This window comes from Bradyrhizobium sp. SZCCHNRI3043 (genome assembly GCF_032377735.1).
Taxonomy (GTDB): Bacteria; Pseudomonadota; Alphaproteobacteria; order Rhizobiales; family Xanthobacteraceae; genus Bradyrhizobium.
The window spans coordinates 17,888-44,035 of record NZ_JAUHID010000004.1 but is presented as its reverse complement, the minus strand read 5'-3'; the positions used below and the strand labels follow the sequence as shown (position 1 = coordinate 44,035).

Below are 26,148 nucleotides of genomic sequence, written 5' to 3'. Positions count from 1 at the left end.
CCAAGAGCGCATCGGATTCGTCTTCCCTCGCTCCCAGCCGCAAGTTCGACCGCGACATGTCCATGCCTCCCGAGACCCAGGTCGTCATCGATTTCGACGACAACCGCGCCGCTTCCGCCCTGGTCGGTCCCTACGGCCAGAATCTGGCCCTGGTCGAGCGAAGGCTCGGCGTCGTCGTCGATTCCCGCGGCAACCACATCACCATCGGCGGCAGCCGCGACGGCTGCGATGCCGCGCGGCGCGTGCTCGAATCGCTCTATGCGCAGGCCGTCAAGGGCCAGGATCTGGCGCAGGGCGACGTCGAGGGCGCGATCCGCGCCGTGGTGGCGCAAGGCTCGCTGTTCGAGTTCGACGCCAAGAACGCCAAGAACGCGTTCGAGAGCATCAACCTGCGCAAGCGCCCGGTGCGCGCCCGCACCGCCGCGCAGGATTCCTACATCCGCGCGCTGAAGCGCCACGAGCTCGTGTTCGGCATCGGCCCGGCCGGCACCGGCAAGACCTGGCTTGCGGTCGCGCATGCGGCGCAGCTGTTCGAGCGCAAGGAAGTCGACCGCATCATCCTCTCGCGCCCGGCGGTCGAAGCTGGCGAGCGGCTCGGCTTCCTGCCTGGTGACCTCCGCGAGAAGGTCGATCCCTATCTGCGTCCGATCTACGACGCGCTGTACGATCTGATGGATGCGCGCATCGTCGAACGCGCGCTGCAGGCCGGCGAGATCGAGATCGCGCCGCTCGCCTTCATGCGCGGGCGCACCTTGACCAATGCCGCGATCATTCTCGACGAGGCGCAGAACACGACGTCGATGCAGATGAAGATGTTCCTCACGCGTCTGGGCGAGAACAGCCGCATGATCATCACCGGCGATCCGTCCCAGATCGATCTGCCCAACGGCCAGACGTCGGGCCTTGCCGAGGCCGCGCGGCTGCTCGACGGCGTCGAAGGGATCGCACAGGTCAGGTTCACCGGCGAGGATGTCATTCGCCACGAATTGGTGGCGCGTATCGTCGCCGCCTATGAGAGCCCAAAGGCGCGCTGACCCCCGGAGCAAGCCCGCCGATCGGCGCATGATCCGAGCGCCATCCGCACAGAACGACCAGGATGCCACAAAGTCCCATTCCAACCACCGAGGTGATCGTCGCAGCCGACTGCTGGCAGGACCAGCCCGACGCCGAGGAGGTCATACATCGCGCCATCGTCGCCGCCGCTGAGACGGTCGACGCGGACGTCGGAGACGCCGAGATCGCGGTGATGCTGACGGACGACGACGGCATCCGCACCCTGAACAGCAATTGGCGCGGCATCGACAAGCCGACCAACGTGCTGTCGTTTCCGGCGCTGCAGCCGACCGGGCCGCGCGGCGAGGACGACGCACCGCGCATGCTCGGCGACATCGCCATCGCCTACGAGACGATGCGGCGCGAGGCCGACGAGGAGCAGAAGCCGTTCGCGCACCATTTGAGCCATCTGACCGTACACGGATTCCTGCATCTCGTCGGCTACGATCACGAGACCGATGACGAGGCCGAGGAGATGGAAGCGCTCGAGCGCGAGATCCTCGCCCATCTCGGCATCCCCGATCCCTATGCCGACCGGGAGCGGACGAATTGATCATGGCCGACTCCGAACCCATTCACGACAATCCGCGCAACACGCGCAATCTTCCGGCCGTGGTGCCGGCATCCGAGCTCGGCCGCTCGCCGAGCGAGAATTGGCTCCTGCGCGCGCTGCGTAATCTGTTCGGATGGAAGGGCGGCGGATCGGTGCGCGACGATCTGCAGGTCGTGCTCGACGCCTCGACACCCGACGACATCGGCTTCTCCGCGGTCGAGCGCACGCTCCTGCGCAACATCCTCGATCTGCACGAGCGGCGGATCGCCGACGTCATGGTGCATCGCGCCGACATCGTCGCGGTCAGGCGCGACATCACGCTCGGCGAGCTGATGAGCCTGTTCGAGAGCGCCTCGCATTCACGGCTCGTGGTCTACAACGACACGCTCGATGATCCCGAGGGCATGGTGCACATCCGCGACCTGCTCGCCTTCACCACCGCGCAGGCGCGCGTCTCGGACGAGGTGAAGGCGCGGCGCAAGAAGCCGCTGCCGGCCGGTCTCGACCTGAAGGCCGTCGACCTGTCGATGCCGCTGTTCGAGGCCAACATCATCCGCAAGCTGCTCTACGTGCCGCCGTCGATGCGCGCGATCGACCTGCTGGCGCAGATGCAGGCCTCGCGCATCCATCTGGCGCTGGTCGTCGACGAATATGGCGGCACCGACGGGCTGGTCTCGATCGAGGACATCGTCGAGCAGATCGTCGGCGAGATCGACGACGAGCACGACAGCGACGAGCCGCCGGCGATCGTGCGGCAGGCCGACAACGCCTTCATCGCGGACGCCCGCGCCAGCCTCGACGACGTGCGCCGGGTGATCGGCGAGGAGTTCGTGACCGGGGAAGCCGGCGAGGGCGTCGAGACCCTTGGCGGATATCTCGTCAATCATGTCGGCCGGCTGCCGGTGCGCGGCGAGTTGATCTCCGGCCCCGGCAATTTCGAGGTCGAGGTGCTCGATGCCGATCCGCGCCGGGTCAAGCGGCTGCGCATCGCGCCGCGCAAGGAGCGTCCCACACCCCGCCCGCCGCGCGAGAGCCGGCGCCGCGAAATGGCGCCGGAAGCGGCCCCGCCGGACACGGACGTCCCGGCCGAGCCGCCGCCGGCGGAGGCCGGCCCGGCGCCGGGCCATGACGATAGCAGCCCGCCACGCGGCGACGGAGCCAGCTCACAGTGATCCGCCCATCGACGATTCGCGGCCTCGCCATCGGCGTTGTCCTGGCCTGGGGCTGGAAGCGCGCGGGGATCGCGCTCGCCGCCGGCGCGCTCTCCTCGCTTGCGATGGCCCCGTTTAACGCCTGGCCGGTGCTTGCGATCACCTTCCCGGTGCTGGTCTGGCTGATCGATGGTGCGGCGGCGGGACGGCGGCGCGGCATCCCGGCTGCCGCCTTCACTGGCTTCTGCTTCGGCATGGGCTATTTCGTGCCCGGCCTGTACTGGATCGGCAACGCGTTCCTGGTCGATGCCGACACCTTCGCCTGGCTGATGCCGTTCGCCGTGCTGGGCCTGCCGGCCTATCTCGCGCTGTTTCCGGCACTGGGCTTCGCATTGGCGCGGTTGATCTGGACGCGTGGTGCAACCCGTATCCTGGCGCTCGCCGTCTGCCTGACCGCGAGCGAATGGCTCCGCGGCCACGCGCTGACCGGCTTCCCCTGGAACACGTTCGGCTATGCCCTGTCGCAGCCGCTCGCGCTGGCGCAGGCGACGTCGCTGATCGGGATCTGGGGCATGACGTTCCTGGCGATCGCGATCTTTGCCAGCCCTGCGGTGCTGATCGACGGCAAGACCTGGCGCGAGTGCTGGCGGGTGCCGGCCGCAGCGGCCGCCTTGCTGGTGGTGATGGGCGTGTTCGGCGTCATCCGGATCGGCCTGCATCCGACCGCCTTCGTCGCCGATCTCAAGCTGCGGATCATGCAGCCGAACCTGCAGCAGGACGTCAAATTCAACTATGGCGCCAAGGCCGACGTCATGCGCCGCTATCTGGCGCTGTCGGATCGCGCCTCCGGTCCGACAGCCACCGGTGTCCGCGACACCAATGTCCTGATCTGGCCGGAATCGGCGTTCCCGTTCTTCCTGACCCGCGAGGCGGACGCGATGGGCCAGATCGCCGACCTGCTGTCGCCGGGCGCGGTGCTGATCACCGGTTCGGTCCGCGCCCCCGACGTGCCTCGGAACGTTCCCATCACCCGGGCCTACAATTCGATCTACGTGATCGACCACGACGGCACCGTGCTGTCGGTCTACGACAAGCTCCATCTGGTCCCGTTCGGCGAGTTCCTGCCGTTCCAGACTCTGCTGGAGCGGATCGGGCTCGAGCAGCTGACGCGGGTGCAGGGCGGTTTCATCCCGGGCACGGCGCGACGCAATCTGGACGTGCCACACGCTCCGCGTGTTCTTCCTTTGATCTGCTACGAGGCGATCTTTCCGAGTGACAGCGTGCCGAGCGAAGAACGCCCGGGCTGGATCGTCAACTTGACCAACGACGGCTGGTTCGGCATTTCGACCGGTCCTCATCAGCATCTGCAGCAGGCGCAGTGGCGCGCGATCGAGCAAGGACTTCCATTAGTTCGATCTGCGAACACCGGCATCTCTGCAGTGATCGATCCTGTCGGCCGTATCGTTAAGCAATTGCCACTCGGTGCAGAGGGCGTGCTGGATTCCGCGCTGCCTGTTGCGTTGCAGCCGACAGTCTATGCAAAGCTCGGCGACATTCCGGTTGCGATTCTGTTAGTGATCGCCCTGAGCACCGTCGTTCGCAGACGTGTTGCTCAAAAGCTTCCCTGACGACAGCAAGATCTCGATTCTTTCCGGGTCCGTAAGATTTTTTTTGACAAGCAAAACCCCAAGTGTTGACAGATAGCTGCTGCAATTCGCATTCTCGCGCGGCAGCATGAGCCGTCCAGATCGTTGCTCGGCCGTCTTCGTTAGTACGCATGCGAACAGAAATTGACGGTGTGAGCGCCTGAGGCATACTGCGACCGCCTCGTTCCGAGGCCCATTCTAAGGAGTTGAGAGATGTCGACGAAAGCGCCCAACCCTGTTGACAAGCATGTCGGCAGCCGGGTGCGGATGCGCCGTATCATGTTGGGCATGAGCCAGGAAAAACTTGGTGAGGCTCTCGGACTCACGTTCCAGCAGATACAGAAGTACGAAAAAGGCACCAATCGAGTCGGCGCCAGCCGGATTCAGCAGATCTCGGAGGTTCTGCAGGTCCCGGTCTCCTTCCTGTTCGAAGGGGTCCCGAGTGGCGGGACCAACGGTGAAGCTTTCGGCGAAGGCGCTTCGCCCGCCTATGTGTCTGATTTCCTGGCAACCTCAGAAGGACTGGCGTTGACCCGCGCATTCACGCGGATCCACGATTCAAAGCTTCGTCGCAGCATCGTCGACCTGGTCGAGCAGATCGCTGATCGCGAAGCTCCGGAAGAAGGCTAGCTTATGCGCCGGCGCTGACATTCCTATCGCGATTTCCTCTCATATGAATGTCAGCGCCTCGGGGGGCCATTAGCAGAACGCGTTTTGCGAGCGTCGCGCTGGGCATGCAACGCTTCGCAGGACGAATGGGCCGATAGACAACTTCGATTGCGACCAATAGAGCGCGATGGCTCCCCTTCGGGAAACGCTATCGCGCTCTAAATCGTTTTATGCACATGTGGCCTGGAACTCCGGCGTCCCAGCCGCCAACCCGCCCTGCGACGCGCCAACGCGTCCACCGCCTGCTACCACTTCGTAACCATCGAGAACGATTTACAGCTATGACCACCAGCAGCAGCCCGTTCGATAGTCGCACAATTCTCGAAGGCATCCGCCAATGGGTCGAGATCGAGACCCCAACCGAGGCGCCTGATCAGGTCAACAAGCTGGCTTCCCTTGTCGCGGATGGCTATCGCGGGCTTGATGCCACGATCGAACGGATCGCCGGACGCGACGGCTGCGGCGACCATCTCATCGCGCGGTCGTCATGGGGACAGGCCGAGCCCGGAATTCTGGTCCTCAGCCATCTCGATACGGTGCACCCGATCGGGTTCATCGCGCGGCTGCCGTTTTCGGTCGACGGTGACGTCGCGTACGGTCCGGGGATCTACGACATGAAGGGCGGCGCGTATCTCGCCTTTCACGCCTTTCGTCAGCTCTGCGCAGGCGGTGAAAAATCGCCGCTCGGCATTACTCATTTGTTCGTCTCGGATGAAGAGATCGGCAGCCCGACCTCGCGCGCGCTGATCGAGGAGGAGGGCCGCAAGGCCAAATACGTCCTCGTCACCGAGCCGGCGCGTGACGGCGGCAAGATCGTGACCGGACGCAAGGGCGTGGCGCGGTTCGACGTGGCCATCCGCGGCGTGCCCGCGCATGCCGGCGCGCGTCCACAGGATGGACGCAGTGCGATCCGCGAACTCGCCAACGTCATCCATGCGCTCGAAGCGCTCAACGACCCCGCGCGCGGCATTACCGTGAATGTCGGCGTGGTGCGCGGCGGCACACGTCCCAACGTCATCGCAGAGGAAGCCCATGCGGAGGTGGATGCGCGGCTACCGACGCCAGCCGATGCAGAGGAAATCCTGCCCAAGATCCTGGGGCTGACCTCGCGCAGCGATGGCGTCACGGTTGAAGTCAGCGGCGAGGTGAACCGGCCGCCTTACGTCAAGGGCAACGCCGGCGCGGCCTTGTTCGAGCATGCGAAATCACTGGCCGAAGAGATCGGATTCGAGCTCGTCGACACCCACACGGGCGGCGGTTCCGACGGCAATTTCACCGCACCGTTCACGGCGACGCTCGATGGGCTCGGCGTCGACGGCAAGGGCGCGCATACGCATTACGAGCAGATGTACATCTCCTCGATCGAGCCGCGGACAAGGCTGCTCTACCGTCTCTATCAAACCCTGCGATGAGCACCGCGATCAACATGCCTGTCGACGACGATCACGCCAGCACCGAGGCCTTGCATGGTCAGGGCTCGTTCTTCGGCCGGCGCAAGGGCCACAAGCTGCGGGCGCATCAGGCCGGCCTGGTCGACAACCTGCTGCCGCACCTCGCGCTCGATCTCGCCGCGCCCGCGGAAGCCGTGCTGCCCACGCTGTACCATCCGCCGGTCGACGCGCTGCGGCTGGAGATCGGGTTTGGCGGCGGCGAGCATCTTGCCGCCGAAGCAAAGGCGTTTCCGACCACCGGCTTCATCGGCTGCGAGCCCTATGTCAACGGCATGGCCAAGATCCTGTCGGCCATCGAGGCCGACAACATCGGCAATATCAGGCTGCTGGCGGGCGACGCCGCCGAGCTGCTGGCCTGGCTGCCGCCGCAGTCGCTGCAGCGGATCGACCTGATCCATCCCGATCCCTGGCCGAAGCGGCGGCACTGGAAGCGGCGTTTCGTGCAGGATGCAACGGTCGCCGCGATGGCGCGCGTCCTGAAGCCCGGCGGCGAGTTCCGCTTCGTCAGCGACATCGCCGACTATTGCGCCTGGACGCTGTGGCATCTGCTGCGTTCGCCCGACTTCGCCTGGACGGCCGAGCGCGCCGACGACTGGCGCCTGCCCTGGCCGGGCTACACCATGACGCGCTACGGACGGAAGGCGACGCGCGAAGGCCGCGTCGCCAGCTATCTGATCTTCCGCCGGCGCTGACCGCTATGCCGGCGACGTCGTTCAATGTCGTGTCTTCCAGAACGCGACGATACGCTCGGCGGTCGATGGCAGCAGGCGCGCGTAGTTGACCCTGATCGCATCGATGTCGCGCTGCGCTGGCGCGCGTTTCGGTCCGAGGCGCAGCAGGATCAGTGCATGCACGGTGCGCCAGTCGAGCCCGATCGTGCGCCCCAGGATCAGAAGCGGATCGTGACGATCGCCCGACACCAGCCGGTCGAGCGTCGCGATCTTAAGTCCGGTCATTGCGGCGAGCGCCGCGATGACCTCTTCGTATTTGTGCTCGGATGCGAAGCGGAACAGCGCCGACTGGTCCAAGGCGTCGGCTTCATACAGCGACAGGATGGTCCGCTGCGCGGGCACGAAATTGCGCGTGCTGTTCGTTACGCGCGCCGCATCGGCAAGCTCGGCGAGAGCCTGCTTGATCCTCGCCTGCTTGTCCGGCCGCACGACATCGAACAGCCGCCGCCTGACGACATCGAGCGAGCCGACCAGCAGTTGTTTCAGATGATCGTCGGAAACATCGTCGCGCCGACCGACCGTGAGGGTCAGCACGCCGTCGGAACTCGCGCGGTGGATCAGCGCGGCGTAGCCGCGCGGGGAAAACGCTGCGCCATCATTGGCAGCGGTCCGCCGCACCACGTCGCGATCACCACGGCGCACCAGCACGTCCGTCATATCAGCCGACAGGCGCGGCCGCTCCGCCATCGCGAGCAGATGACCCTGGCTCTTGTCGCGCGCAATAGTGATGAGCGCGGGATCGTCGAGCACGAGCGAGCGGCGCAACAGCGGACCCGCCACCGCAACCTCGTCGTCGCGCGCGAGCCGGCCGACGACGGCACGTGGCGCCCTGAGGAGCCGCGACAACCGCTCCGCCAGATCGATCCGCGTCGGCAGATCCGCGAACGGGACCAGATCGATCAGGAGACCGTCGAACAGATTGATGTGCTCGGGACGCAGCTTCGTCGCATCCTCGAAGAACAGGTCGGCGATGCGGCGCGTGGCCTCGAGGCCGCGTTCAGCATTGCCATGCCTGACGATCCCGCCGAGGCCGGGGATCAGCGCGGTAGCGGGGGTCATGACGTCTACTCGATACGCAACACGACACGTTTCCGTCCGCTCCGCTCCTTGCGGCATGACGACGGGGCGAAAAGCGCGAACTCAGCTCATTTTTAAGCGATCTTGGTGAATGAAGGGTTAGACCCTGCGGCATTCACCCGTTGCCGGTCGGGGAAAACGATCCGATCCGCGGTCTCGGCGCGGAGTGAATTCCCGGTTCCAGGCCCCGTTTGAGCCGACACGACCCTTGCCGTCAGGCGGCAAAGCGGCTATATGAGCGCCATCAAACATCATCTCATATACGATCGCGTAGTGAGGGTGGGCCCTTCCGGACCCGCTCTTTTTTGTTACCTGGATCGCTCCGCCGTGGGCGGGATCGGTCCGGTGAGCGCGATCGAACAGGCCCCACGGCCCATCCAAGCAAGACACGCGATCGACGCCTCGATGACGGAACCTACGTTCGCAGCCGCTGACACCGACCTCCTGACCGAGCCCCGTCTCGTCGTCGAGCCGGGCGTTGCGGCGCGCGTGGCGGCGGTGGCCGACCCGGTGCTGCAGGGAATGGGGTACCGCCTGGTGCGGATCCGCATTTCGGGCGAAGGTGGTTGCACGGTCCAGGTGATGGCCGAGCGTCCCGACGGCACGATGCAGATCGAGGATTGCGAGGCGGTGTCGCGGGCGCTGTCGCCGGTGCTCGACATCGCCGACCCGATCGACCGCGCCTACCGGCTCGAGATCTCCTCGCCGGGCATCGACCGGCCGCTGGTCCGCCGTTCCGATTTCGAGCGTCACATCGGTCATCTCGTCAAGATCGAGATGGCGGTGGCGCATCAGAACCGCAAGCGCTTCCGCGGCATCATCGCCGGCGTGGAAGGCGACGGCGTGCGCATCACCCGCGATGACGTGGCCAAGGACCAGGAGCCGGACGTCGTGCTGCCGATGGCCGACATCGGCGACGCCAAGCTGGTGCTGACCGACGAGCTGATCGCCGAATCCATGCGCCGCGGCAAGGCCGCCGAGCGCGAGAAGAAGCGCGACCTCGGGCTGGCGCCACCGTTGGCGCCGCACGCCAAGCCGGCGGCCCAGGCCAAGCCAAAACCGAAATCCAAGGACAAGCAGCCGGTCAAGAAGCCGCTGCCGACCAACACCAAGAAACATCGCCTCGCCGCCGACCGCGCGCGCAGAGGCGAGATCGATCCTGATTAGAGGAGATTTGAGCCATGGCCGTCAGCGCCAACCGGTTGGAACTGCTGCAGATCGCCGACGCCGTCGCACGCGAGAAGTCGATCGACCGCGGCATCGTGATCGCTGCCATGGAAGACGCGATCGCCAAGGCCGCCCGCGCTCGTTATGGCAGCGAGACCGACGTTCACGCCGAGATCGATCCGAAGAAGGGTGAGCTGCGGCTGTCGCGCCACATGCTGGTGGTCGAGAAGGTCGAGAACCCCTCCAACCAGATCTCGCTGGATGATGCCCGCCGCGCCAATCCGGGCGCGCAGATCGGCGACACCATCGCCGACACCCTGCCGCCACTGGAATATGGCCGCATCGCCGCGCAGTCGGCCAAGCAGGTCATCGTGCAGAAGGTGCGCGAGGCCGAGCGCGACCGGCAGTATCAGGAGTTCAAGGACCGCATCGGCGACATCGTCAACGGCGTCGTCAAGCGTGTCGAATATGGCAGCGTGATCCTCGACCTCGGCCGCGGCGAGGCCATCATCCGCCGCGACGAGATGTTGCCGCGCGAGGTGTTCCGCAACGGCGACCGCGTCCGCGCCTATGTGTTCGACGTCCGCCGCGAGACCCGCGGCCCGCAGATCTTCCTGTCGCGCACCCATCCGCAGTTCATGGCCAAGCTCTTCGCGCAGGAAGTGCCGGAAATCTATGACGGCATCGTCGAGATCAAGGCGGTCGCTCGCGACCCCGGCTCGCGCGCCAAGATCGGCGTCGTGTCGCGCGATTCCTCGGTCGATCCGGTCGGCGCCTGCGTCGGCATGCGCGGCTCGCGCGTGCAGGCCGTGGTGAACGAGCTGCAGGGCGAGAAGATCGACATCATCCCGTGGTCGCCCGACATCGCGACCTTCGTGGTCAACGCGCTGGCGCCGGCTGAAGTCGCCAAGGTCGTCATCGACGAGGACCGCGAGCGCATCGAGGTCGTGGTGCCCGACACCAACAACCAGCTCTCGCTCGCCATCGGCCGCCGCGGCCAGAACGTCCGCCTCGCCTCGCAGCTGACCGGCTGGGACATCGACATTCTGACCGAGCAGGAGGAATCGGAGCGCCGTCAGGCCGACTTCGAGAATTCCACGCGCGTATTCATGGAATCGCTGAACGTCGACGAGGTCGTCGGCCAGCTGCTGGCGTCCGAAGGCTTCACCTCGGTCGAGGAGCTCGCTTTGGTCGACCTCAAGGATCTCGCCGGCATCGAGGGCTTCGACGAGGAGACCGCGACCGAGCTGCAGACCCGCGCCCGCGAATTCCTCGAGCAGCAGGAAGCGGAGCTCGAGGCCAAGCGCAAGGAGCTCGGCGTCGAGGACGCGGTGAAGGACGTGCCCGGCGTGACCACCAAGATGCTGGTCAAGTTCGGCGAGAACGACATCAAGACGGTCGAGGACCTCGCGGGCTGCGCCACCGACGATCTGGTCGGCTGGACCGAGCGCAAGGAGGGCGGCGAAGCCACCAAATTCGCCGGCATTCTCGACGGTCTCGATGTCTCCCGCGACGACGCCGAAGCCATGGTGATGCAGGCCCGCGTCAAGGCCGGCTGGATCAGTGAGGCTGACCTCGCCAAGGCCGAAGCCGAACCCGAGCATGAGGACGAAGCAACCGAAGGACAGCCCGCCTGACCCGTTTGGCTCGCCCCATGGACGGCACGATGACCCCCACCCTGACCCAGCTCGCTTGAGATGAGGAGCCGCATCACCGCATGCTCGCTTTGGCCGACCCCGAGCTGGACAATGGACCGCGGACCGAGAAGTCCGCGACCATGCGCATGTGCGCGGTCAGCCGCGACGTGCGGCCGATCGGCGAGCTGATCCGCTTCGTCGTCGGCCCGTCGGGCGAGGTCGTGCCCGACATCAAGCGCAAGCTGCCCGGTCGGGGATTGTGGATCACCGCCTCGCGCCAGGCGGTTGCGGAGGCGGTGCGGCGTCACCATTTCAGCCGAGGCTTCAAGACCAACGTCCGCGTCCCGCCGACCCTTGCCGAAGACCTGGAAGCCTTGCTGGCCCGCAGCGCGATCGAAGCGCTGGGGATTGCCGCCAAGGCCGGCCAGGTCGTCTCCGGTTTCTCCAAGGTGGAAGCGGCGCTGTCGCAGCGGCAATCGCGGTCGACATTGGCTGCCCTCGTCCATGCCGCGGATGGCGCAGCCGACGGGATCCGCAAGCTCGACGCGCTGGTGCGGCCGAACGACGGGGACCAGGGTCAAGCCCCGACAATTCCGATCATCTGCTGTCTCACTTCGGCAGAATTGGATTTGGCACTTGGGCGCTCAAATGTGATACATGCTGCCGTGCTCGCAGGCCCGGCGAGCAGGACATTCCTGTCGCGCAGCCAGACACTGGTCCGATACCGGTCGGCCGACGCTGACAAGATTGCCGGAACCGCGGCCACGAAATCTGCTTCGACTTCGAAGACATAGCACTTTGAAGCCATAGCTACGAAGACATCGCGACGATTGCACGAATGAGACGGTGCGGTAGCCCGCACGCTGGTAACGAGATTAGGACGACTGAATGGCCGACAACAACACTCCGGGCGACAAGAAACTGAGTGTCCCGAGCAAGACCTTGACGCTGAAGCCGCGCGTCGAGACCGGCACGGTACGCCAGAGCTTCCCACATGGCCGGAGCAAGCAGGTGGTGGTCGAGAAGCGCGGCAAGCGCCGCGTCGGCGATGGGGGGCCCGATGCTCCGCATGCGCCGGAGCCGACCGTCGCCAAGGCGCCGCCGCCCCCGCCATCGCCGCGCTCATCCGGACCGCGCCCATCCGGCTCGTCGCAGCGCGGCGGATCCGGGGTCGTGTTGCGCACCCTGACGGAGGACGAGCGGTCGGCCCGCGCCAGCGCGTTGGCCGATGCCCGCGTGCGCGACATCGAGGAACGCCGCCAGGCCGAAGAGGAAGCGCGCCGCCGTGCCGAGCGCGAAGCCGCCGAACGCGCCGAGCGCGAGGCTGCCGAGGCGCGCCGCAAGGCCGAGGAAGAGCGGCACCGCCACGAAGAGGAAGCCAAGCGCAAGGCCGAGCTCGAGGCCAAGAAGCGGTTCGGCGAAGGCGAGGCGCCCCGTCCGGCGACATCCGCGCCGCAGCCCGCGGCGACCGCACCGGCCCGCTCGACGCCCGCCCCCGGCAGGCCCGTCGGCGCACCGGGCAGCCGGCCGCAGCAGATTGGTGGTCCGAGCTCGCGGCCCGGCGGCGCTCAGCCGGCGGGCGCACGCCCGGCCGGCGCCCGTCCTGCCGCCGGCGGTCCGCTCGGCCGCGCGCCGGCGGCAGTTGCCGCCGGTCCGGACGAGGATGAGGGTCCGCGCCAGATCCGCAGGGGTCCCGGCGGAGCCGCACGTCCTGCACCGCCGCCGAAGACCACGCACAAGCCGGGTCCGCAGAAGCAGCGCGGCCGCCTGACGGTGGTCACGGCACTGACGGCCGACGATGTGCGCGAGCGCTCGATCGCCTCGTTCCGCCGCCGCACGCAGCGCCTGAAGGGCCATGCCGCCAACGAGCAGAAGGAGAAGCTCGTCCGCGAGGTGACGATTCCGGAAGCCATCACCATCCAGGAGCTGGCGAACCGCATGTCGGAGCGCGCGGTCGACGTGATCCGTCTGCTGATGCGCCAGGGCGCGATGCACAAGATCACCGACGTGATCGATGCCGACACCGCGCAGCTGATCGCCGAGGAGCTCGGCCACAGCGTCAAGCGCGTCGCGGCGTCCGACGTCGAAGAGGGTTTGTTCGACGTCGTCGACGATTCGACCGACACCGAGCCGCGCTCGCCGGTCGTGACCGTGATGGGCCACGTCGACCACGGCAAGACCTCGCTGCTCGACGCGCTGCGCCACGCCAACGTGGTCTCCGGCGAAGCCGGCGGCATCACCCAGCACATCGGCGCCTATCAGGTGACCGCGCCGGATTCCGGCAAGAAGATCACCTTCATCGACACGCCCGGCCACGCCGCGTTCACCGCGATGCGCGCCCGCGGCGCCAAGGTCACCGACATCGTGGTGCTGGTGGTCGCGGCCGATGACGGCGTGATGCCGCAGACGATCGAGGCCATCAACCACGCCAAGGCGGCGAAGGTGCCGATGATCGTCGCGATCAACAAGATCGACAAGCCCGACGCCCGTCCCGAGCGCGTCCGCACCGAGCTGCTCCAGCACGAGGTGCAGGTCGAATCGCTCGGCGGCGAGGTCGTCGACGTCGAGGTGTCCGCCAAGAACAAGACCAATCTCGATCGTCTGCTCGAGATGATCGCGCTGCAGGCCGACATCCTCGACCTCAAGACCAATTCGGACCGTCCGGCCGAAGGCACCGTGATCGAAGCCAAGCTCGATCGCGGCCGCGGCCCGGTCGCCACCGTGCTGGTTCAGCGCGGCACATTGCGGGTCGGCGACATCATCGTCGCCGGCGCCGAGATGGGCCGTGTCCGCGCGCTGATCTCCGACCAGGGCGAGACCCTGCAGGAGGCCGGTCCGTCGGTGCCGGTCGAGGTGCTCGGCTTCAACGGTCCGCCGGAAGCCGGCGATCGTCTCGCCGTCGTCGAGAACGAAGCCCGTGCCCGCCAGGTCACCAGCTATCGCGCGCACCAGAAGCGCGAGAACGCGGCAGCCTCGATCTCCGGCATGCGCGGTTCGCTCGAACAGATGATGTCGCAATTGAAGACTGCGGGCCGCAAGGAATTCCCGCTGGTCATCAAGGCCGACGTGCAGGGCTCGCTGGAAGCCATTCTCGGCTCGCTGGAGAAGCTCGGCACCGAGGAGGTCGCCGCCCGCATCCTGCATGCCGGCGTCGGCGGCATCAGCGAGTCCGACGTGACGCTGGCCGAAGGCTTCAACGCCGCGATCATCGGCTTCTCGGTACGAGCCAACAAGGAAGCGGCCGCGCTCGCCAAGCGCAACGGCATCGAGATCCGTTACTACAACATCATCTACGACCTCGTGGATGACGTGAAGAAGGCGATGAGCGGTCTCCTGGCCCCCACGCTTCGGGAAACCATGCTCGGCAATGCGCAGATCCTGGAGGTGTTCAACATCTCCAAGGTCGGCAAGGTCGCCGGCTGCCGCGTCACCGACGGCACCGTGGAGCGCGGCGCCAATGTCCGCCTGATCCGCGACAACGTCGTGGTTCACGAGGGCAAGCTGTCGACCCTGAAGCGCTTCAAGGACGAAGTGAAGGAAGTGCAGGCCGGCCAGGAATGCGGCATGGCCTTCGAGAGCTACGGCGACATGCGTGTCGGCGACGTCATCGAGTGTTATCGCGTGGAGACCATCCAGCGCTCGCTGTAAGTCCGAATCCTACAGAGCGCGCTGCAATTCGAGTGAGCAGCGATTCCGTGCGCATGCGGAATCGCTGCGTCCCTTGAACTTAACGAAGCGTCGTTGAACTCAATCAGAATGATCCTCTCGCCCGTGCTCACGCCGGGCGACGATCCATTGGATTTTTGAAAAATGCCTCGCCATCACCAGAGGGGAAGCGCCGCTTCCGGCGGCTCGCAGCGTCAGTTGCGCGTGGCCGAGACCGTGCGTCACGCTGTCGCCGACATTCTCAGCCACGGTGACGTGCACGACCCGGACCTGGAGGGACACATCATTACGGTGCCCGAAGTCCGCATGTCGCCCGACCTGAAGCTCGCCACGATCTACATCATGCCGCTCGGCGGACAGGATACGGACGTCGTGCTCGCTGCGCTGGAGCGCAACAAGAAGTTCCTGCGCGGCGACATCGCGCGGCGCGTTAACCTGAAATTTGCACCTGACATCCGCTTCCGCGTCGACGAGCGATTCGACGAAGCGGAACGGATCGAGAAATTACTGCGAACACCCGCGGTGCAGAGAGACCTCAATTCGGATTCGGAAGAGAGCTGATGACCATTCCCCCCGAAACCGGCACTGTCGACGCGCCGAGCGCCGAACCGACCGCCGCCAAGACGATCCATTCTGCCGACGGACGCCCGCCGCGCGACAACAACGATCCGCGCAACAAGCAGCGCCAAGGAAACGGTCAGGGCAACCAGCCACGCCGCGATCGCCGCGACGTCCATGGCTGGGTCGTGCTCGACAAGCCGATCGGCATGACCTCGACCCAGGCCGTGGCGGTGGTGAAGCGCCTGTTCCAGGCCAAGCGCGCCGGCCATGCCGGCACGCTCGATCCGCTCGCCTCCGGCGGCCTGCCGATCGCGCTCGGCGAAGCCACCAAGACCGTCCCGTTCGTGATGGACGGCCGCAAGCGCTACCGCTTCACCGTGACCTGGGGCGAGGAGCGCGATACCGACGACACCGAAGGACGGGTCGTCGAGACCAGCCACAGCCGGCCGGATGCCGCGGCGATCCGGGCGCTGCTGCCGCAATTTACCGGCCGGATCGAGCAGACGCCGCCGCGCTATTCCGCGATCAAGGTCCAGGGCGAGCGCGCGTATGATCTCGCCCGCGACGGCGAGGTCGTCGAGCTCCAGCCGCGCCCGGTCGAGATCCATGAACTGACCCTCGTCGACCAGCCCGACCCGGACCATTCGGTGTTCGAGGCGGAATGCGGCAAGGGAACCTATGTCCGGGCGCTGGCCCGCGACATGGGCCGCCTCCTCGGCTGTTACGGCCATATCAGCGCGCTCCGGCGGACCCTGGTGGGTCCGTTTACCGAGAACGACATGATTCCGCTGGAACAGTTGGAGGCTTTGTGCAATAGAGCCGCGTCCGGTGAGGGAAGCCTCGCCGACGCACTCTTGCCCGTTGAGACCGCGCTGGACGACATCCCGGCACTGGCCGTCACTCGGGCTGATGCGGCAAGGCTCCACAGGGGCCAGGCCGTCTTGTTGCGCGGACGGGATGCGCCCAATAGTAGCGGCACAGTCTATGTCACGGTCGCAGGCCGCCTTCTGGCGCTTGCCGAAATTGGCAATGGCGAACTCATCCCCAAGCGCGTGTTCAACCTGACCGGACTGACTGCCAGCTCCGGTCGCAACGAAAGAGACTGACGATGTCGGTGACCGCAGAGCGCAAGGCGGAAATCATCAAGGCGAATGCCACCAAGGCCGGTGATACCGGTTCTCCCGAGGTGCAGGTTGCGATCCTCTCGGAACGCATCAACAACCTGACCAGCCACTTCAAGACCCATGGCAAGGACAACCACTCCCGCCGCGGCCTCCTGAAGCTGGTCTCGACCCGCCGTTCGCTGCTGGACTATCTGAAGAAGAACGACGAGGCGCGCTACAAGGCGCTGCTCGAGAAGCACAACATTCGCCGTTGAGCTTCGACTGGGAATGAGCGCGCGCGGTGTTGCGCGCGTTGATGGCATGATGCCGAGGACGCCGCTTCGATCGCGGCGTTCGCGAATCCGGGATCATGCGGTCTGGCTGGATCTGGAGAGAGGCAGATACGCTCTTCGACTGATCCTGCCCGGACCGTGCGGTACGCCTCAGCAGCAATCCGGCCGCTGGGCGTGACGGGCAAGGTGCCCGTTACTTACGAGAAGGATGGACGCCATCCGAAATAAGAAAACCATGGCAGGATCGCAGGGCGCTGATCGCAATCCAGCGCCCTGCAATCTTGCGCATGGTTTTTTTGTTTCTGCGGGGTCCGCCTTCGATCATCTCATGAAAGAAGATACCCATGTTTACCAAGCATTCCGTCGAGATCGACTGGGGCGGGCGTCCGCTCAAGCTTGAAACCGGCAAGATCGCCCGCCAGGCGGACGGCGCCGTCGTCGCCACCTATGGCGAGACCGTCGTGCTCGCCACCGTCGTCGCCGCCAAGGCGCCGCGCGAAGGCGTCGACTTCCTGCCGCTGACGGTCGACTACCAGGAAAAGACGTACGCTGCGGGGCGCATTCCCGGCGGCTATTTCAAGCGCGAGGGCCGTCCGACCGAGAAGGAGACGCTGGTCTCCCGCCTGATCGACCGCCCGATCCGCCCGCTGTTCGTCGACGCCTGGCGCAACGAGACCCAGGTCATCGTGACCGTGCTGTCGCACGACATGGAGAACGATCCGGACATCGTGGCGCTGGTCGGCGCGTCGGCCGCGCTGACGCTGTCGGGCGTGCCGTTCAAGGGCCCGATCGGCGCCGCCCGCGTCGGCTTCGCCAATGACGAATACATCCTCAATCCCACCCTCGACGAGATGGCCGACACCCAGCTCGACCTGGTCGTCGCCGGCACCTCGGACGCCGTGCTGATGGTGGAATCGGAGGCCAAGGAGCTCAACGAGGACATCATGCTCGGCGCGGTGATGTTCGGTCACCGTCACTTCCAGCCGGTGATCAATGCGATCATCGAGCTCGCCGAGAAGGCCGCCAAGGAGCCGCGCGACGTCGCGATCATCGACAACGGCGCGATCGAGAAGGAGATGCTTGGGATCGCCGAGCAGGACCTGCGCAAGGCCTATGCGATTCCCGTGAAGCAGGAGCGCTACGCCGCCGTCGGCGCCGTCAAGGAAAAGGTGATGGCGCACTTCTTCCCGGAAGGGCAGGAGCCGAAATACGACAAGCTCCGCCTCTCCGGCGTGTTCAAGGAGCTGGAAGCCAAGATCGTTCGCTGGAACATCCTGGACACCGGCAAGCGCATCGACGGCCGCGACGCCAAGACCGTGCGCAACATCGTCTGCGAAGTCGGCGTGCTGCCGCGCGCTCACGGCTCGGCGCTGTTCACCCGCGGTGAGACCCAGGCGCTGGTCGTGACCACGCTCGGCACCGGCGAGGACGAGCAGTACATCGACGCGCTGTCGGGAACGTACAAAGAGACGTTCCTGCTGCACTACAACTTCCCTCCCTACTCCGTCGGTGAGACCGGCCGTCTCGGCGGCACCAAGCGTCGCGAGATCGGCCACGGCAAGCTCGCCTGGCGCGCCATCCACCCGGTGCTGCCGCCGCACCACGAGTTCCCCTACACCACGCGCGTGGTGTCGGAGGTGACGGAGTCGAATGGCTCGTCGTCGATGGCCACCGTCTGCGGCTCGTCGCTGGCGCTGATGGATGCCGGTGTGCCGCTGAAGCGGCCGACCGCGGGCATCGCGATGGGCCTGATCCTCGAAGGCAGCCGCTATGCGGTTCTCTCCGACATCCTCGGCGACGAGGACCATCTCGGCGACATGGACTTCAAGGTCGCGGGCACCGAGAGCGGCATCACCTCGCTGCAGATGGATATCAAGATCGAGGGCATCACCGAGGAGATCATGCGGGTTGCGCTGGGCCAGGCCCGCGACGGCCGCATCCACATCCTGGGCGAGATGTCCAAGGCGCTGACCGCCGCGCGTGCCGAGCTCGGCGAATACGCGCCGCGCATCGAGACCTTCAAGATCCCGACCGACAAGATCCGCGAAGTGATCGGCACCGGCGGCAAGGTGATCCGCGAGATCGTCGAGAAGACCGGCGCCAAGGTCAACATCGAGGACGACGGCACCGTCAAGGTCGCCTCCAACGACGGCGAGGCGATGAAGGCCGCCATCAAGTGGATCAAGTCGATCGCCTCCGATCCGGAGGTCGGCCAGGTCTATGACGGCACCGTCGTCAAGGTGATGGAGTTCGGTGCCTTCGTGAACTTCTTCGGCACCCGCGACGGCCTCGTGCACATCTCGCAGCTCGCCGACAAGCGCGTGCAGAAGACCTCCGACGTCGTCAAGGAAGGCGACAAGGTCAAGGTCAAGCTGCTCGGCTTCGACGACCGCGGCAAGACCAGGCTGTCGATGAAGGCGGTCGACCAGACCACCGGCGAGGATCTCGAGGCCAAGCAGAAGGACGCGCCCGCCGAGGCGCGCGAAGCCGCCGGCGAGTAAAGCCGGCGCACCCTTCGAATGAAATACAAAGGGCGGCTTTCGGGCCGCCCTTTTTTGTTGTCCTATTGGTCGCGCACCCGCACGCGTCCCAGGTCACGGCTGCGGATGCAGAGGCCAAGCCGTCACCTCGCTTCAGGTCACCACACATGCTCCATCCTATCATCCGCCCTGCCCGCCCGGACGAATACGACGCCGTCGCCAGGCTCTGGATGGAGAGCTGGTGCTCGACCGGATTGGAGACCCCGAGCGAGAGGCTGCTCGCGCTCCTCAGGGAGCGCGTGCCGCGTGAAATTGCTGGCGGCTGGAGCCTGTATGTCGCCGACGACGGCGGCCGCCTCGCCGCGATGCTCGCGATCAACGTCCCCACGCTCTATCTCGACCAGCTGATGATCGCCCCGTCCCATCAGGGCCGCTCGCTCGGCCGCCGGCTGCTCACCTTCACCCGCGAGCTGCTGCCGGACGAAGTGTGGCTGCGCTGCGCAAAGGGCAATGACAAGGCTTGGCGCTGGTATGAGCGCGAGGGCTTCGTGCTGGAAAAGGAGGAAGCCGACCCGCTGCACGGCCGGATCATGAAATATTATCGATGGAAGCGTGACGGTCAGGCGGCGGGCTCCTGATCGCAGGGCGTGCAAGTGCAGATCTTACGCGTGGCGACCGGAAACCATTGCGTGCGCCTTCGCAGGCGAACTAAGTTCGAGTTCGCGACGACCTCGCATTCTCGAACCGTACCCATGTCCGTGCCGCTCCTGTCGATCCGCCGCCTTGCGCTCGTCGCCCTCGCCGCTGCCTTCGCAACCGGGGCTTGGGCCCAGGCTCCGTCAACAACGGCGCCCAAGGCCGCGCCCGCGGTCAAGAAACCCTCCGGAAAGACAAAGGCGATGGCGAAACCAGGCGCCATCGAAAGCGGTCCGTGCCGTCTTGGCGTCATTTCCGCACTCGGCGACCAGCTCGCCGTCAGCAAGTTCGGTCTCACCGTGTTTGAAACCGAAGAGGACGAAGTCACGTTGCCGGGATGGGGACTGGACGACCTCGCCATGGCGCGCGTGCGCGCGGCTACCGGCGGCGATCCGACCGTGCGCAGGATCGGCTATCCGAAAGGCGCGTTCGAGGTCTACTACCACCCGACATCGCGCTTCCTGCCCGATCCGAAGGAGAGCCTGACCGCGATCGTGCGCAACGTCACGACGAATGCGGGCTGCGCGCGCTATCTCGTCGTCACCAGGTTCGAGACGACCATTCCCAACACCACCCTGAGGCTCAGAGGCATCGGCGCCTACAATCAGGGGGTCGGATCGATCCTCAGGCACTCGCATCTGTTTGCGAACGTCAACATCACGCTCATCGACGGCCAGTCCTACGAGAAGATCAGCTCGTTCTCGGCCGACACCGGCGCCAGGCTTGCCGAGACCATGAGGCTCACCGAAGACCCTCTCAACAAGCTCGACAATGGCGACTTCCCCGAGCCTCTCGCGGCTGCGGCCTCCAGCACCGTCCTGCGCGAGCGGCTGCGCACCCTGGTCGCGGCGAAGCTCGATCGCGACCTGCCAAGCTATCTGAAGATCGAATGATGCGGGCGCAGACTTCGGACGACTCGAACGAATTCTCTTCGAGCTCCCTTGGCTTGATCCTTTTCCTCCCTGCGACGAGTTCTCCCAGTGACCATCTCTCGCCGATTTGCTGCGCTCATCATTGCCATGCTCTGGTCCTCCACCAATGCCCTGGCGCAATCGGCCCCGGCGCCGCTGAATGCCAAGCCCGCGAAGCCAGCAGGCAGCAATGCCAAGGCCGCCAAGCCGACGACGGCCCACCGCGAGGGCGGACCGTGCGAGGTCGGGGTGATCGCCGCGCTCGGCGATGTCTTCACGGTGCAGAAGAACGGCATGACCCGCCTGGGCAACGAGTACGCCGAAGTGCCGGTGCCCTGGGGCTTCGACGACGTCGTCTACGCCCGTGTGAAGGCAGCCGCGGGTGATGCCGGAATCCGCCGCATCGGCGTCCCCAAGGGAGCATTCGATCCGTTCTATCAGTCGCCCCCAATCAAGGCTGAGAACGGGAAGCTCACGCCCATCGTCAGGAAGGTGGCCGGCTCGGCGGGGTGTGCTCGTTACCTCGTGATCACGCGCCGGACCGACAGCGAACCGTCGACAAACGACGAGGTCACCGGCGTCGGTGTCATCAACAGGGGCGAGGGATTTGGCCGGATCAGCCACGTCTTCATCATGCTCGATATCCAGCTCTACGACGGGGCGACGTTCGAGACGCGCGAGCCTGGCATGAGCTCGAAGTCGCTGCTCTCACGGCTGACCTCCGGCGTCGGCCCGCCGTCTCACGCCGGAGACGTCGACAACTCCGCATTCCCCGCCTCGCCGCCAGAGGCTGCGAACAACAATGTGCTGCGTGACATGGCGCGTTCGATGCTCAAGTTCCGGCTCGACCAGCGCTTGCCGGCCTATTTCGGGCGCGAATAGAACGACGAGCTCAGGCGCGTCACAGCCTGATCTTCAGCACCGCGTGGCCCGACTGCTGGACGAGACCCGACGATGTCGCGTTGATGCCGTAGCGGATGCTGAGGTCGAGCCGGTCGTTGCCGGCGGCCACAAGACCAAGGCCCGCCGAATAGATCCATGGCGACAGGCCGAGGCCATGGGTGACAAAGCTCTCGCCGCCGCCCGAGAACGCCGCGCTGATCTGCAGCGGCTGATTCAGCGCGTTGTAGCCGACGCCGATATCGCTGGTCAGACGAATCTGCCTGGTGGGCGCGTAGACAGCTTTCAGCTGCGCCGTCGTCACGAGCTCCTGATAGATCTGAGGATCGACGTTGAGGCTGAAACCGCCGGCACCGTTCTCGCCGTAGGAATTGCTGCGAACCGTGCCGTAGTCCAGGCGCAGTGCTGGAACGAGGGCGAAGCCATCTTGCAGCGGAATGCGCGTCTTGATGCCTGCGCCGGCATGGCCGCTGTAGGAACGATAGCTGCCGCCGGCGGATGCACCCATGAAGCTCAGCGACCGGTTTTCGCCGTTATCGCTCAATCCGCCATCGAGCTGATAGTCGAAGGTGACATCACGGGTGATCGCGTAGGCCCCATAGAGACCGAGCTGATAGGAAGCGAGACCGAGACGATTCGGCACGGCGGCGTCGCTTCCGGTGATCGTGTGATGAGAATAACCGAGAACGCCGCCAATGATGGCGCGGGACGAGACTGCGACGTCGGCGCCCAACGCCAGACCGCCGCCGGAGGCGTCATAGCCGGGAACGCCATCGCGCCCCGCCTGCTGCGCGGTGCCGCCGAGGGGCTGCATCCAGACATTGCGACCAGCGGCCCAGCCGATGCTGCTGACATCATCGAGCCTGTTGGTCATCGTCTGCCGGAACACCTGCTGGCTGACATGGGTCGCCTGCGAGGCCGCCCCGGTCAGCACCGGCAACGTCTGCTTCACGGCGGCGCTGAGAGATGGACCGCTGAGATTATCAAGCGCGGCAAAGCCCGAGACCATCGATCCAGTCCAGCCGGCCGAGGTCATCGACAGCCGGTACAACACGTCAGCCGCTTCCAGGCCGACGCGGCCGCCTGCAGACCGCAGCGTTTCCGCGTAAGGCTGGATCAGCGACATCGTCGCCAGTCCTCCAGTCAAACTCCCGGTAAGATCGTAGGTCGACACCAGCATCTGCGCGCCCGCGGCGTTGCCGCTCGCCGTGCCATAGAGGCTGGTCAGGGTGCCGCGCGAGAGGGTGTTGAACAGCACGCTGCCCTCGGGCGTCACCGAGCCGAGCAGCGTGAAGCCCGCCGCGGCGCTGCCGGGCGGTGCGACGCCCGCACCCCAGAAATAGCCGTTCTGATAGCTCGTGATGACGAAACGGCCCGGCGCCTGCGTGCCGAACAATGTCGGACTGACGATCCGCCAGGGCGTGCCGGCGGTCCACGCCCATTGCGGCACGGAATTGGCCGGCACCGGTGCCGACGGCGGCGGCGTGAAGGTCGCGGGATCATAGGGCAGCATGTAGGCCCAATGCGTCACCAGCAGGCTGTCGCCGGTGATCATCTGCATTTCCATGCTGGTCACGCCGTTGACGTTGCGCATATAGCCAAGTCCGACCGTCACGGTGCCGCCGCCGGTCGGCGTGAACAGCATGGTGATCTGGCCGCTGGTGGTGACGAAGCCCTGGATGGTCGAGGTGTCCGTCAGCAGCGCCAGGCCGATCCTGAGCTGCGCGACGCTGGTCCCGGTGAAGGCGCCGTTGCTCGCGGTGCCCAAGGTCCACAACGTCTGGTCACCGATCGGGACCGGATTGGAGAAGCCGGTCTTCGGCGACATGTAAGCGAGCAGTTGCGCCGTCGGCACATACCAGTTCGTGTTGGAGATCGTGGAGTCCCAGACGCTCGATTGCGCCTGCGCCGGCCCGGCGTTCCCCGCCGCAAGCACAATGCCGGTCATCGCGCAGAGAGCGATGACGCGGGCCTTCGAACGCAGCATCAATCGCCCCCACGACTTGTCTTGCTGCCGGCGCGAGCGGCTGGCTGCCGGCCGCGGCCGATGCACCGGTCATGATGCATCGCAGCGTCGTCGCAACAACCAACAAGAGTTGCGCCAATGCTTCCTGATTAGCCGTTCAGGAACATTGTCTTCAACTGGGAAAATTTGGGTCGATCGGGGGACGGAGTCTCGCGTTCCCCTGATACCGCCGATGCGCGCGGAGGTCAGTCCGCCTTGAGATCCTCGGGGCGCGGCATCGAGATCACGTTGTAGCCGGAATCGACGTAGTGGATCTCGCCGGTGACGCCACCGGACAGCTCCGACAGCAGATAGAGCGCCGAGCCGCCAAGCTCCTCCAGAGTCACGCCGCGACCGAGCGGCGAGTGCTTCTGCTGGAACGCGAACATGAAGCGGGCATCGCCGATGCCCGAGCCCGCCAGCGTGCGCACCGGACCCGCCGAGATCGCGTTGACACGGATGCTGCGGCGGCCGTAGTCGGCGGCGAGATAGCGCACCGAGGCTTCCAACGCGGCCTTGGCAACGCCCATCACGTTGTAGTTCGGCATCACCCGGTTGGAGCCGTCGAAGGTCAAGGTGATCATGCTGCCGCCGCTCTCCGGCATCAGCTCGGCGGCGCGCTTGGCGATCTCGGTGAAGGAGAAGCAGGAGATCAGCATCGTGCGCGCAAAATTCTCGCGCGAGGTGTCGGCATAGCGACCCTTGAGCTCGTTCTTGTCGGAGAAGGCGACGGCGTGGACGATGAAGTCGAGCCCGCCCCAGGCCTCGCGGAGCGCCGTGAATACACTGTCGACGCTGGCAATGTCCTCGACGTCGCAGGACAGCACGTGCTTGACGCCGAGTTCGTCGGCCAGCGGACGGACGCGCTTGCCGAGCGCGTCGCCCTGATAGGTGAAGGCCATCTCGGCGCCATGCGCCGCCAGCGTCTTGGCGATGCCCCAGGCGATCGAATGGTCGTTGGCGATGCCCATGACCAGGCCGCGCTTGCCTGCCATCAGACCCTGCATGATGTCTCTCCTTCGTCATGCCGGGATCGGCCCAGCCAGGATGATCGTTCCGCCTTCGAGACGCCGATGGCCGGACATCGGTGCGAAGAATGAGCTTCGCGCTGCTGCCCGGCCATGATGCCGACGAAACCAGTGCTGTTGGAAATCTTAAGCGTCGAGCTGCTTGAACACCAGTGTCGCGTTGGTGCCGCCGAAGCCGAACGAGTTCGACAGCACGGTGCCGAGCTTGGCGTTATCGATGCGCTTGCGCACGATCGGCATGTCGGCGAAGGCAGGGTCGAGCTCGGTGATGTTGGCGCTCTCGCAGATGAAGCCGTTCTTCATCATCAGCAGCGAATAGATCGCTTCCTGGACGCCGGTGGCGCCGAGCGAGTGGCCGGTCAGCGCCTTGGTCGCCGAGATTGGCGGACATTTCTCGCCGCGGCCGAACACCTTCCGGATCGCCTCGATCTCCGGCGGATCTCCGGCGGGTGTCGAGGTCGCATGCGGATTGATGTAGTCGATCTTGGTCTTGACGGTCGACAGCGCGAGCTGCATGCAGCGCTCGGCGCCCTCGCCGGAAGGCGCAACCATGTCGTAGCCGTCGGACGTCGCGCCGTAGCCCACGATCTCGCCGTAGATCTTGGCGCCGCGCGCCTTGGCATGCTCGAGCTCTTCCAGCACGAGGACGCCGGCGCCGCCTGCGATCACGAAGCCGTCGCGCGTCACGTCATAGGGCCGCGACGCGGTCGCGGGCGTGTCGTTGTGCTTCGACGACATCGCGCCCATCGCGTCGAACAGCACCGACAGCGTCCAGTCGAGCTCCTCGCAGCCGCCGGCGAACATCACGTCCTGCTTGCCGTACTGGATCATCTCGTAGGAATTGCCGATGCAATGATTGGAGGTCGCGCAGGCCGAGGAGATCGAGTAGTTGACGCCCTTGATCTTGAACCAGGTCGCCAGCGTCGCCGAGGCCGTCGACGACATCGCCTTCGGCACGGCGAACGGACCGACGCGCTTCGGGCCCTTGGTGCGGGTGATGTCGGCCGCTTCCACCAGCGTGCGCGTCGATGGCCCGCCTGAGCCCATGATGATGCCGGTGCGGACGTTGGAGACGTCGGTCGGCTCCAGCCCGGAATCGAGGATCGCCTGCTCCATGGCGACATGATTCCAAGCCGCCCCCTCGCCGAGGAAGCGCATGGCGCGGCGGTCGACCACGTCGGCGGGATTCAGCGTCGGCGCACCTTGCACCTGCGAACGAAAACCAAGCTCGGCATATTTCTCAGCACGGGAGATGCCGGACTTCGCCTCGTACAGGCTGGCGAGCACCTCCTGGGTGTTGTTGCCGATCGATGAGACGATGCCCATGCCCGTGATGACAACCCGCCTCATGATGTCCGCCTCACTTTGCT

General features: G+C 65.8%; 22 protein-coding genes. 18 read left to right on the top strand and 4 right to left on the bottom strand.

Annotation, left to right across the window (positions count from 1 at the left end):
• The first annotated feature begins 56 nt into the window (after window positions 1-56).
• From QX124_RS11260 to QX124_RS11230, 7 genes are all read left to right on the top strand, one after another.
• On the top strand, window positions 57-1,034 hold the full coding sequence (locus QX124_RS11260) for a PhoH family protein (RefSeq protein WP_315735578.1): 978 nt from the start codon (window positions 57-59) through the stop codon (window positions 1,032-1,034).
• A gap of 62 nt (window positions 1,035-1,096) precedes the next feature.
• Window positions 1,097-1,606, top strand: coding sequence for an rRNA maturation RNase YbeY (gene ybeY / locus QX124_RS11255; protein ID WP_315735580.1), 510 nt, complete (start codon window positions 1,097-1,099; stop codon window positions 1,604-1,606).
• A gap of 2 nt (window positions 1,607-1,608) precedes the next feature.
• Window positions 1,609-2,778 carry a hemolysin family protein gene (locus tag QX124_RS11250; protein ID WP_315775812.1) on the top strand — a complete coding sequence of 390 codons (1,170 nt, stop codon included), beginning with the start codon at window positions 1,609-1,611 and terminating at the stop codon, window positions 2,776-2,778.
• Window positions 2,775-4,385 (top strand): apolipoprotein N-acyltransferase, encoded by a 1,611-nt coding sequence (gene lnt / locus QX124_RS11245; protein ID WP_315797186.1) that lies wholly within the window; start codon window positions 2,775-2,777, stop codon window positions 4,383-4,385. The genes QX124_RS11250 and lnt overlap by 4 nt, the downstream gene beginning before the upstream one ends.
• 231 nt (window positions 4,386-4,616) lie before the next feature.
• Complete coding sequence (locus QX124_RS11240; RefSeq protein ID WP_006615449.1) at window positions 4,617-5,033, top strand: helix-turn-helix domain-containing protein; 417 nt, start codon at window positions 4,617-4,619, stop codon at window positions 5,031-5,033.
• Between the two features lie 320 nt (window positions 5,034-5,353).
• Window positions 5,354-6,484, top strand: coding sequence for a M20 family metallopeptidase (locus tag QX124_RS11235; RefSeq protein ID WP_315797185.1), 1,131 nt, complete (start codon window positions 5,354-5,356; stop codon window positions 6,482-6,484).
• A complete protein-coding gene (locus tag QX124_RS11230) occupies window positions 6,481-7,215 on the top strand; it encodes a tRNA (guanine(46)-N(7))-methyltransferase TrmB (RefSeq protein ID WP_315775815.1) in 735 nt (244 codons plus the stop codon). Before QX124_RS11235 ends, QX124_RS11230 begins: the two co-directional genes overlap by 4 nt.
• A gap of 21 nt (window positions 7,216-7,236) precedes the next feature.
• Here the strand turns inward: QX124_RS11230 and QX124_RS11225 are convergent, their stop codons facing one another.
• Entirely contained in the window at window positions 7,237-8,313 is a 1,077-nt protein-coding gene (locus tag QX124_RS11225; RefSeq protein ID WP_315797184.1) for a DUF2336 domain-containing protein, read from the bottom strand.
• Window positions 8,314-8,736: 423 nt separating this feature from the next.
• On the opposite strand from QX124_RS11225, the gene rimP reads away from it, so the two are divergent.
• The 11 genes from rimP (at window position 8,737) to QX124_RS11170 (ending at window position 21,727) form a co-directional block, all read left to right on the top strand.
• Window positions 8,737-9,498: a ribosome maturation factor RimP gene (rimP, locus tag QX124_RS11220; protein ID WP_315797183.1), complete on the top strand. Its 762-nt coding sequence runs from the start codon at window positions 8,737-8,739 to the stop codon at window positions 9,496-9,498.
• 14 nt (window positions 9,499-9,512) lie between these two features.
• Window positions 9,513-11,135: a transcription termination factor NusA gene (nusA, locus tag QX124_RS11215; RefSeq protein ID WP_315797182.1), complete on the top strand. Its 1,623-nt coding sequence runs from the start codon at window positions 9,513-9,515 to the stop codon at window positions 11,133-11,135.
• An 80-nt stretch (window positions 11,136-11,215) separates the two neighbouring features.
• Window positions 11,216-11,929: an RNA-binding protein gene (locus QX124_RS11210; RefSeq protein WP_315735596.1), complete on the top strand. Its 714-nt coding sequence runs from the start codon at window positions 11,216-11,218 to the stop codon at window positions 11,927-11,929.
• Window positions 11,930-12,023: 94 nt separating this feature from the next.
• Window positions 12,024-14,783: a translation initiation factor IF-2 gene (infB, locus tag QX124_RS11205; protein ID WP_315735598.1), complete on the top strand. Its 2,760-nt coding sequence runs from the start codon at window positions 12,024-12,026 to the stop codon at window positions 14,781-14,783.
• 162 nt (window positions 14,784-14,945) lie between these two features.
• On the top strand, window positions 14,946-15,362 hold the full coding sequence (gene rbfA, locus QX124_RS11200) for a 30S ribosome-binding factor RbfA (protein WP_315735600.1): 417 nt from the start codon (window positions 14,946-14,948) through the stop codon (window positions 15,360-15,362).
• Window positions 15,362-16,468 (top strand): tRNA pseudouridine(55) synthase TruB, encoded by a 1,107-nt coding sequence (gene truB, locus QX124_RS11195; protein WP_315758129.1) that lies wholly within the window; start codon window positions 15,362-15,364, stop codon window positions 16,466-16,468. The genes rbfA and truB overlap by 1 nt, the downstream gene beginning before the upstream one ends.
• 2 nt (window positions 16,469-16,470) lie before the next feature.
• Window positions 16,471-16,740, top strand: a complete 270-nt coding sequence (gene rpsO / locus QX124_RS11190; RefSeq protein WP_009025947.1) for a 30S ribosomal protein S15 — start codon at window positions 16,471-16,473, stop codon at window positions 16,738-16,740.
• Between the two features lie 362 nt (window positions 16,741-17,102).
• Window positions 17,103-19,259 (top strand): polyribonucleotide nucleotidyltransferase, encoded by a 2,157-nt coding sequence (gene pnp, locus QX124_RS11185; RefSeq protein WP_315758130.1) that lies wholly within the window; start codon window positions 17,103-17,105, stop codon window positions 19,257-19,259.
• A gap of 146 nt (window positions 19,260-19,405) precedes the next feature.
• Window positions 19,406-19,876, top strand: coding sequence for a GNAT family N-acetyltransferase (locus tag QX124_RS11180; protein WP_315784415.1), 471 nt, complete (start codon window positions 19,406-19,408; stop codon window positions 19,874-19,876).
• Between the two features lie 114 nt (window positions 19,877-19,990).
• The gene (locus QX124_RS11175) at window positions 19,991-20,827 is read left to right on the top strand and encodes a hypothetical protein (protein ID WP_315797181.1); all 837 of its coding nucleotides are present in this window, start codon (window positions 19,991-19,993) and stop codon (window positions 20,825-20,827) included.
• Window positions 20,828-21,094: 267 nt separating this feature from the next.
• Window positions 21,095-21,727 carry a hypothetical protein gene (locus tag QX124_RS11170; RefSeq protein WP_315797180.1) on the top strand — a complete coding sequence of 211 codons (633 nt, stop codon included), beginning with the start codon at window positions 21,095-21,097 and terminating at the stop codon, window positions 21,725-21,727.
• 19 nt (window positions 21,728-21,746) lie between these two features.
• Here the strand turns inward: QX124_RS11170 and QX124_RS11165 are convergent, their stop codons facing one another.
• The 3 genes from QX124_RS11165 to fabB all read right to left on the bottom strand — a co-directional run bounded on the left by QX124_RS11165 (window position 21,747) and on the right by fabB (window position 26,128).
• Window positions 21,747-23,732, bottom strand: a complete 1,986-nt coding sequence (locus tag QX124_RS11165; protein WP_315797179.1) for an autotransporter domain-containing protein — start codon at window positions 23,730-23,732, stop codon at window positions 21,747-21,749.
• A 224-nt stretch (window positions 23,733-23,956) separates the two neighbouring features.
• The gene (gene fabI / locus QX124_RS11160) at window positions 23,957-24,757 is read right to left on the bottom strand and encodes an enoyl-ACP reductase FabI (protein ID WP_315797178.1); all 801 of its coding nucleotides are present in this window, start codon (window positions 24,755-24,757) and stop codon (window positions 23,957-23,959) included.
• Window positions 24,758-24,904: 147 nt separating this feature from the next.
• Window positions 24,905-26,128, bottom strand: a complete 1,224-nt coding sequence (gene fabB / locus QX124_RS11155) for a beta-ketoacyl-ACP synthase I (RefSeq protein ID WP_315716915.1) — start codon at window positions 26,126-26,128, stop codon at window positions 24,905-24,907.
• Window positions 26,129-26,148: the final 20 nt, after the last annotated feature.

What these genes read in the sequence shown, in the direction of transcription:
- QX124_RS11260 (WP_315735578.1), top strand. Translation starts at nt 57, where the DNA reads ATGTCCATGCCTCCCGAGACCCAGGTCGTCATCGATTTCGACGACAAC.
- ybeY (WP_315735580.1), top strand. Translation starts at nt 1,097, where the DNA reads ATGCCACAAAGTCCCATTCCAACCACCGAGGTGATCGTCGCAGCCGAC.
- QX124_RS11250 (WP_315775812.1), top strand. Translation starts at nt 1,609, where the DNA reads ATGGCCGACTCCGAACCCATTCACGACAATCCGCGCAACACGCGCAAT.
- QX124_RS11240 (WP_006615449.1), top strand. Translation starts at nt 4,617, where the DNA reads ATGTCGACGAAAGCGCCCAACCCTGTTGACAAGCATGTCGGCAGCCGG.
- QX124_RS11235 (WP_315797185.1), top strand. Translation starts at nt 5,354, where the DNA reads ATGACCACCAGCAGCAGCCCGTTCGATAGTCGCACAATTCTCGAAGGC.
- QX124_RS11230 (WP_315775815.1), top strand. Translation starts at nt 6,481, where the DNA reads ATGAGCACCGCGATCAACATGCCTGTCGACGACGATCACGCCAGCACC.
- QX124_RS11225 (WP_315797184.1), bottom strand. Translation starts at nt 8,313, where the DNA reads ATGACCCCCGCTACCGCGCTGATCCCCGGCCTCGGCGGGATCGTCAGG.
- rimP (WP_315797183.1), top strand. Translation starts at nt 8,737, where the DNA reads ATGACGGAACCTACGTTCGCAGCCGCTGACACCGACCTCCTGACCGAG.
- nusA (WP_315797182.1), top strand. Translation starts at nt 9,513, where the DNA reads ATGGCCGTCAGCGCCAACCGGTTGGAACTGCTGCAGATCGCCGACGCC.
- QX124_RS11210 (WP_315735596.1), top strand. Translation starts at nt 11,216, where the DNA reads ATGCTCGCTTTGGCCGACCCCGAGCTGGACAATGGACCGCGGACCGAG.
- infB (WP_315735598.1), top strand. Translation starts at nt 12,024, where the DNA reads ATGGCCGACAACAACACTCCGGGCGACAAGAAACTGAGTGTCCCGAGC.
- rbfA (WP_315735600.1), top strand. Translation starts at nt 14,946, where the DNA reads ATGCCTCGCCATCACCAGAGGGGAAGCGCCGCTTCCGGCGGCTCGCAG.
- truB (WP_315758129.1), top strand. Translation starts at nt 15,362, where the DNA reads ATGACCATTCCCCCCGAAACCGGCACTGTCGACGCGCCGAGCGCCGAA.
- rpsO (WP_009025947.1), top strand. Translation starts at nt 16,471, where the DNA reads ATGTCGGTGACCGCAGAGCGCAAGGCGGAAATCATCAAGGCGAATGCC.
- pnp (WP_315758130.1), top strand. Translation starts at nt 17,103, where the DNA reads ATGTTTACCAAGCATTCCGTCGAGATCGACTGGGGCGGGCGTCCGCTC.
- QX124_RS11180 (WP_315784415.1), top strand. Translation starts at nt 19,406, where the DNA reads ATGCTCCATCCTATCATCCGCCCTGCCCGCCCGGACGAATACGACGCC.
- QX124_RS11175 (WP_315797181.1), top strand. Translation starts at nt 19,991, where the DNA reads ATGTCCGTGCCGCTCCTGTCGATCCGCCGCCTTGCGCTCGTCGCCCTC.
- QX124_RS11165 (WP_315797179.1), bottom strand. Translation starts at nt 23,732, where the DNA reads ATGCTGCGTTCGAAGGCCCGCGTCATCGCTCTCTGCGCGATGACCGGC.
- fabI (WP_315797178.1), bottom strand. Translation starts at nt 24,757, where the DNA reads ATGCAGGGTCTGATGGCAGGCAAGCGCGGCCTGGTCATGGGCATCGCC.
- fabB (WP_315716915.1), bottom strand. Translation starts at nt 26,128, where the DNA reads ATGAGGCGGGTTGTCATCACGGGCATGGGCATCGTCTCATCGATCGGC.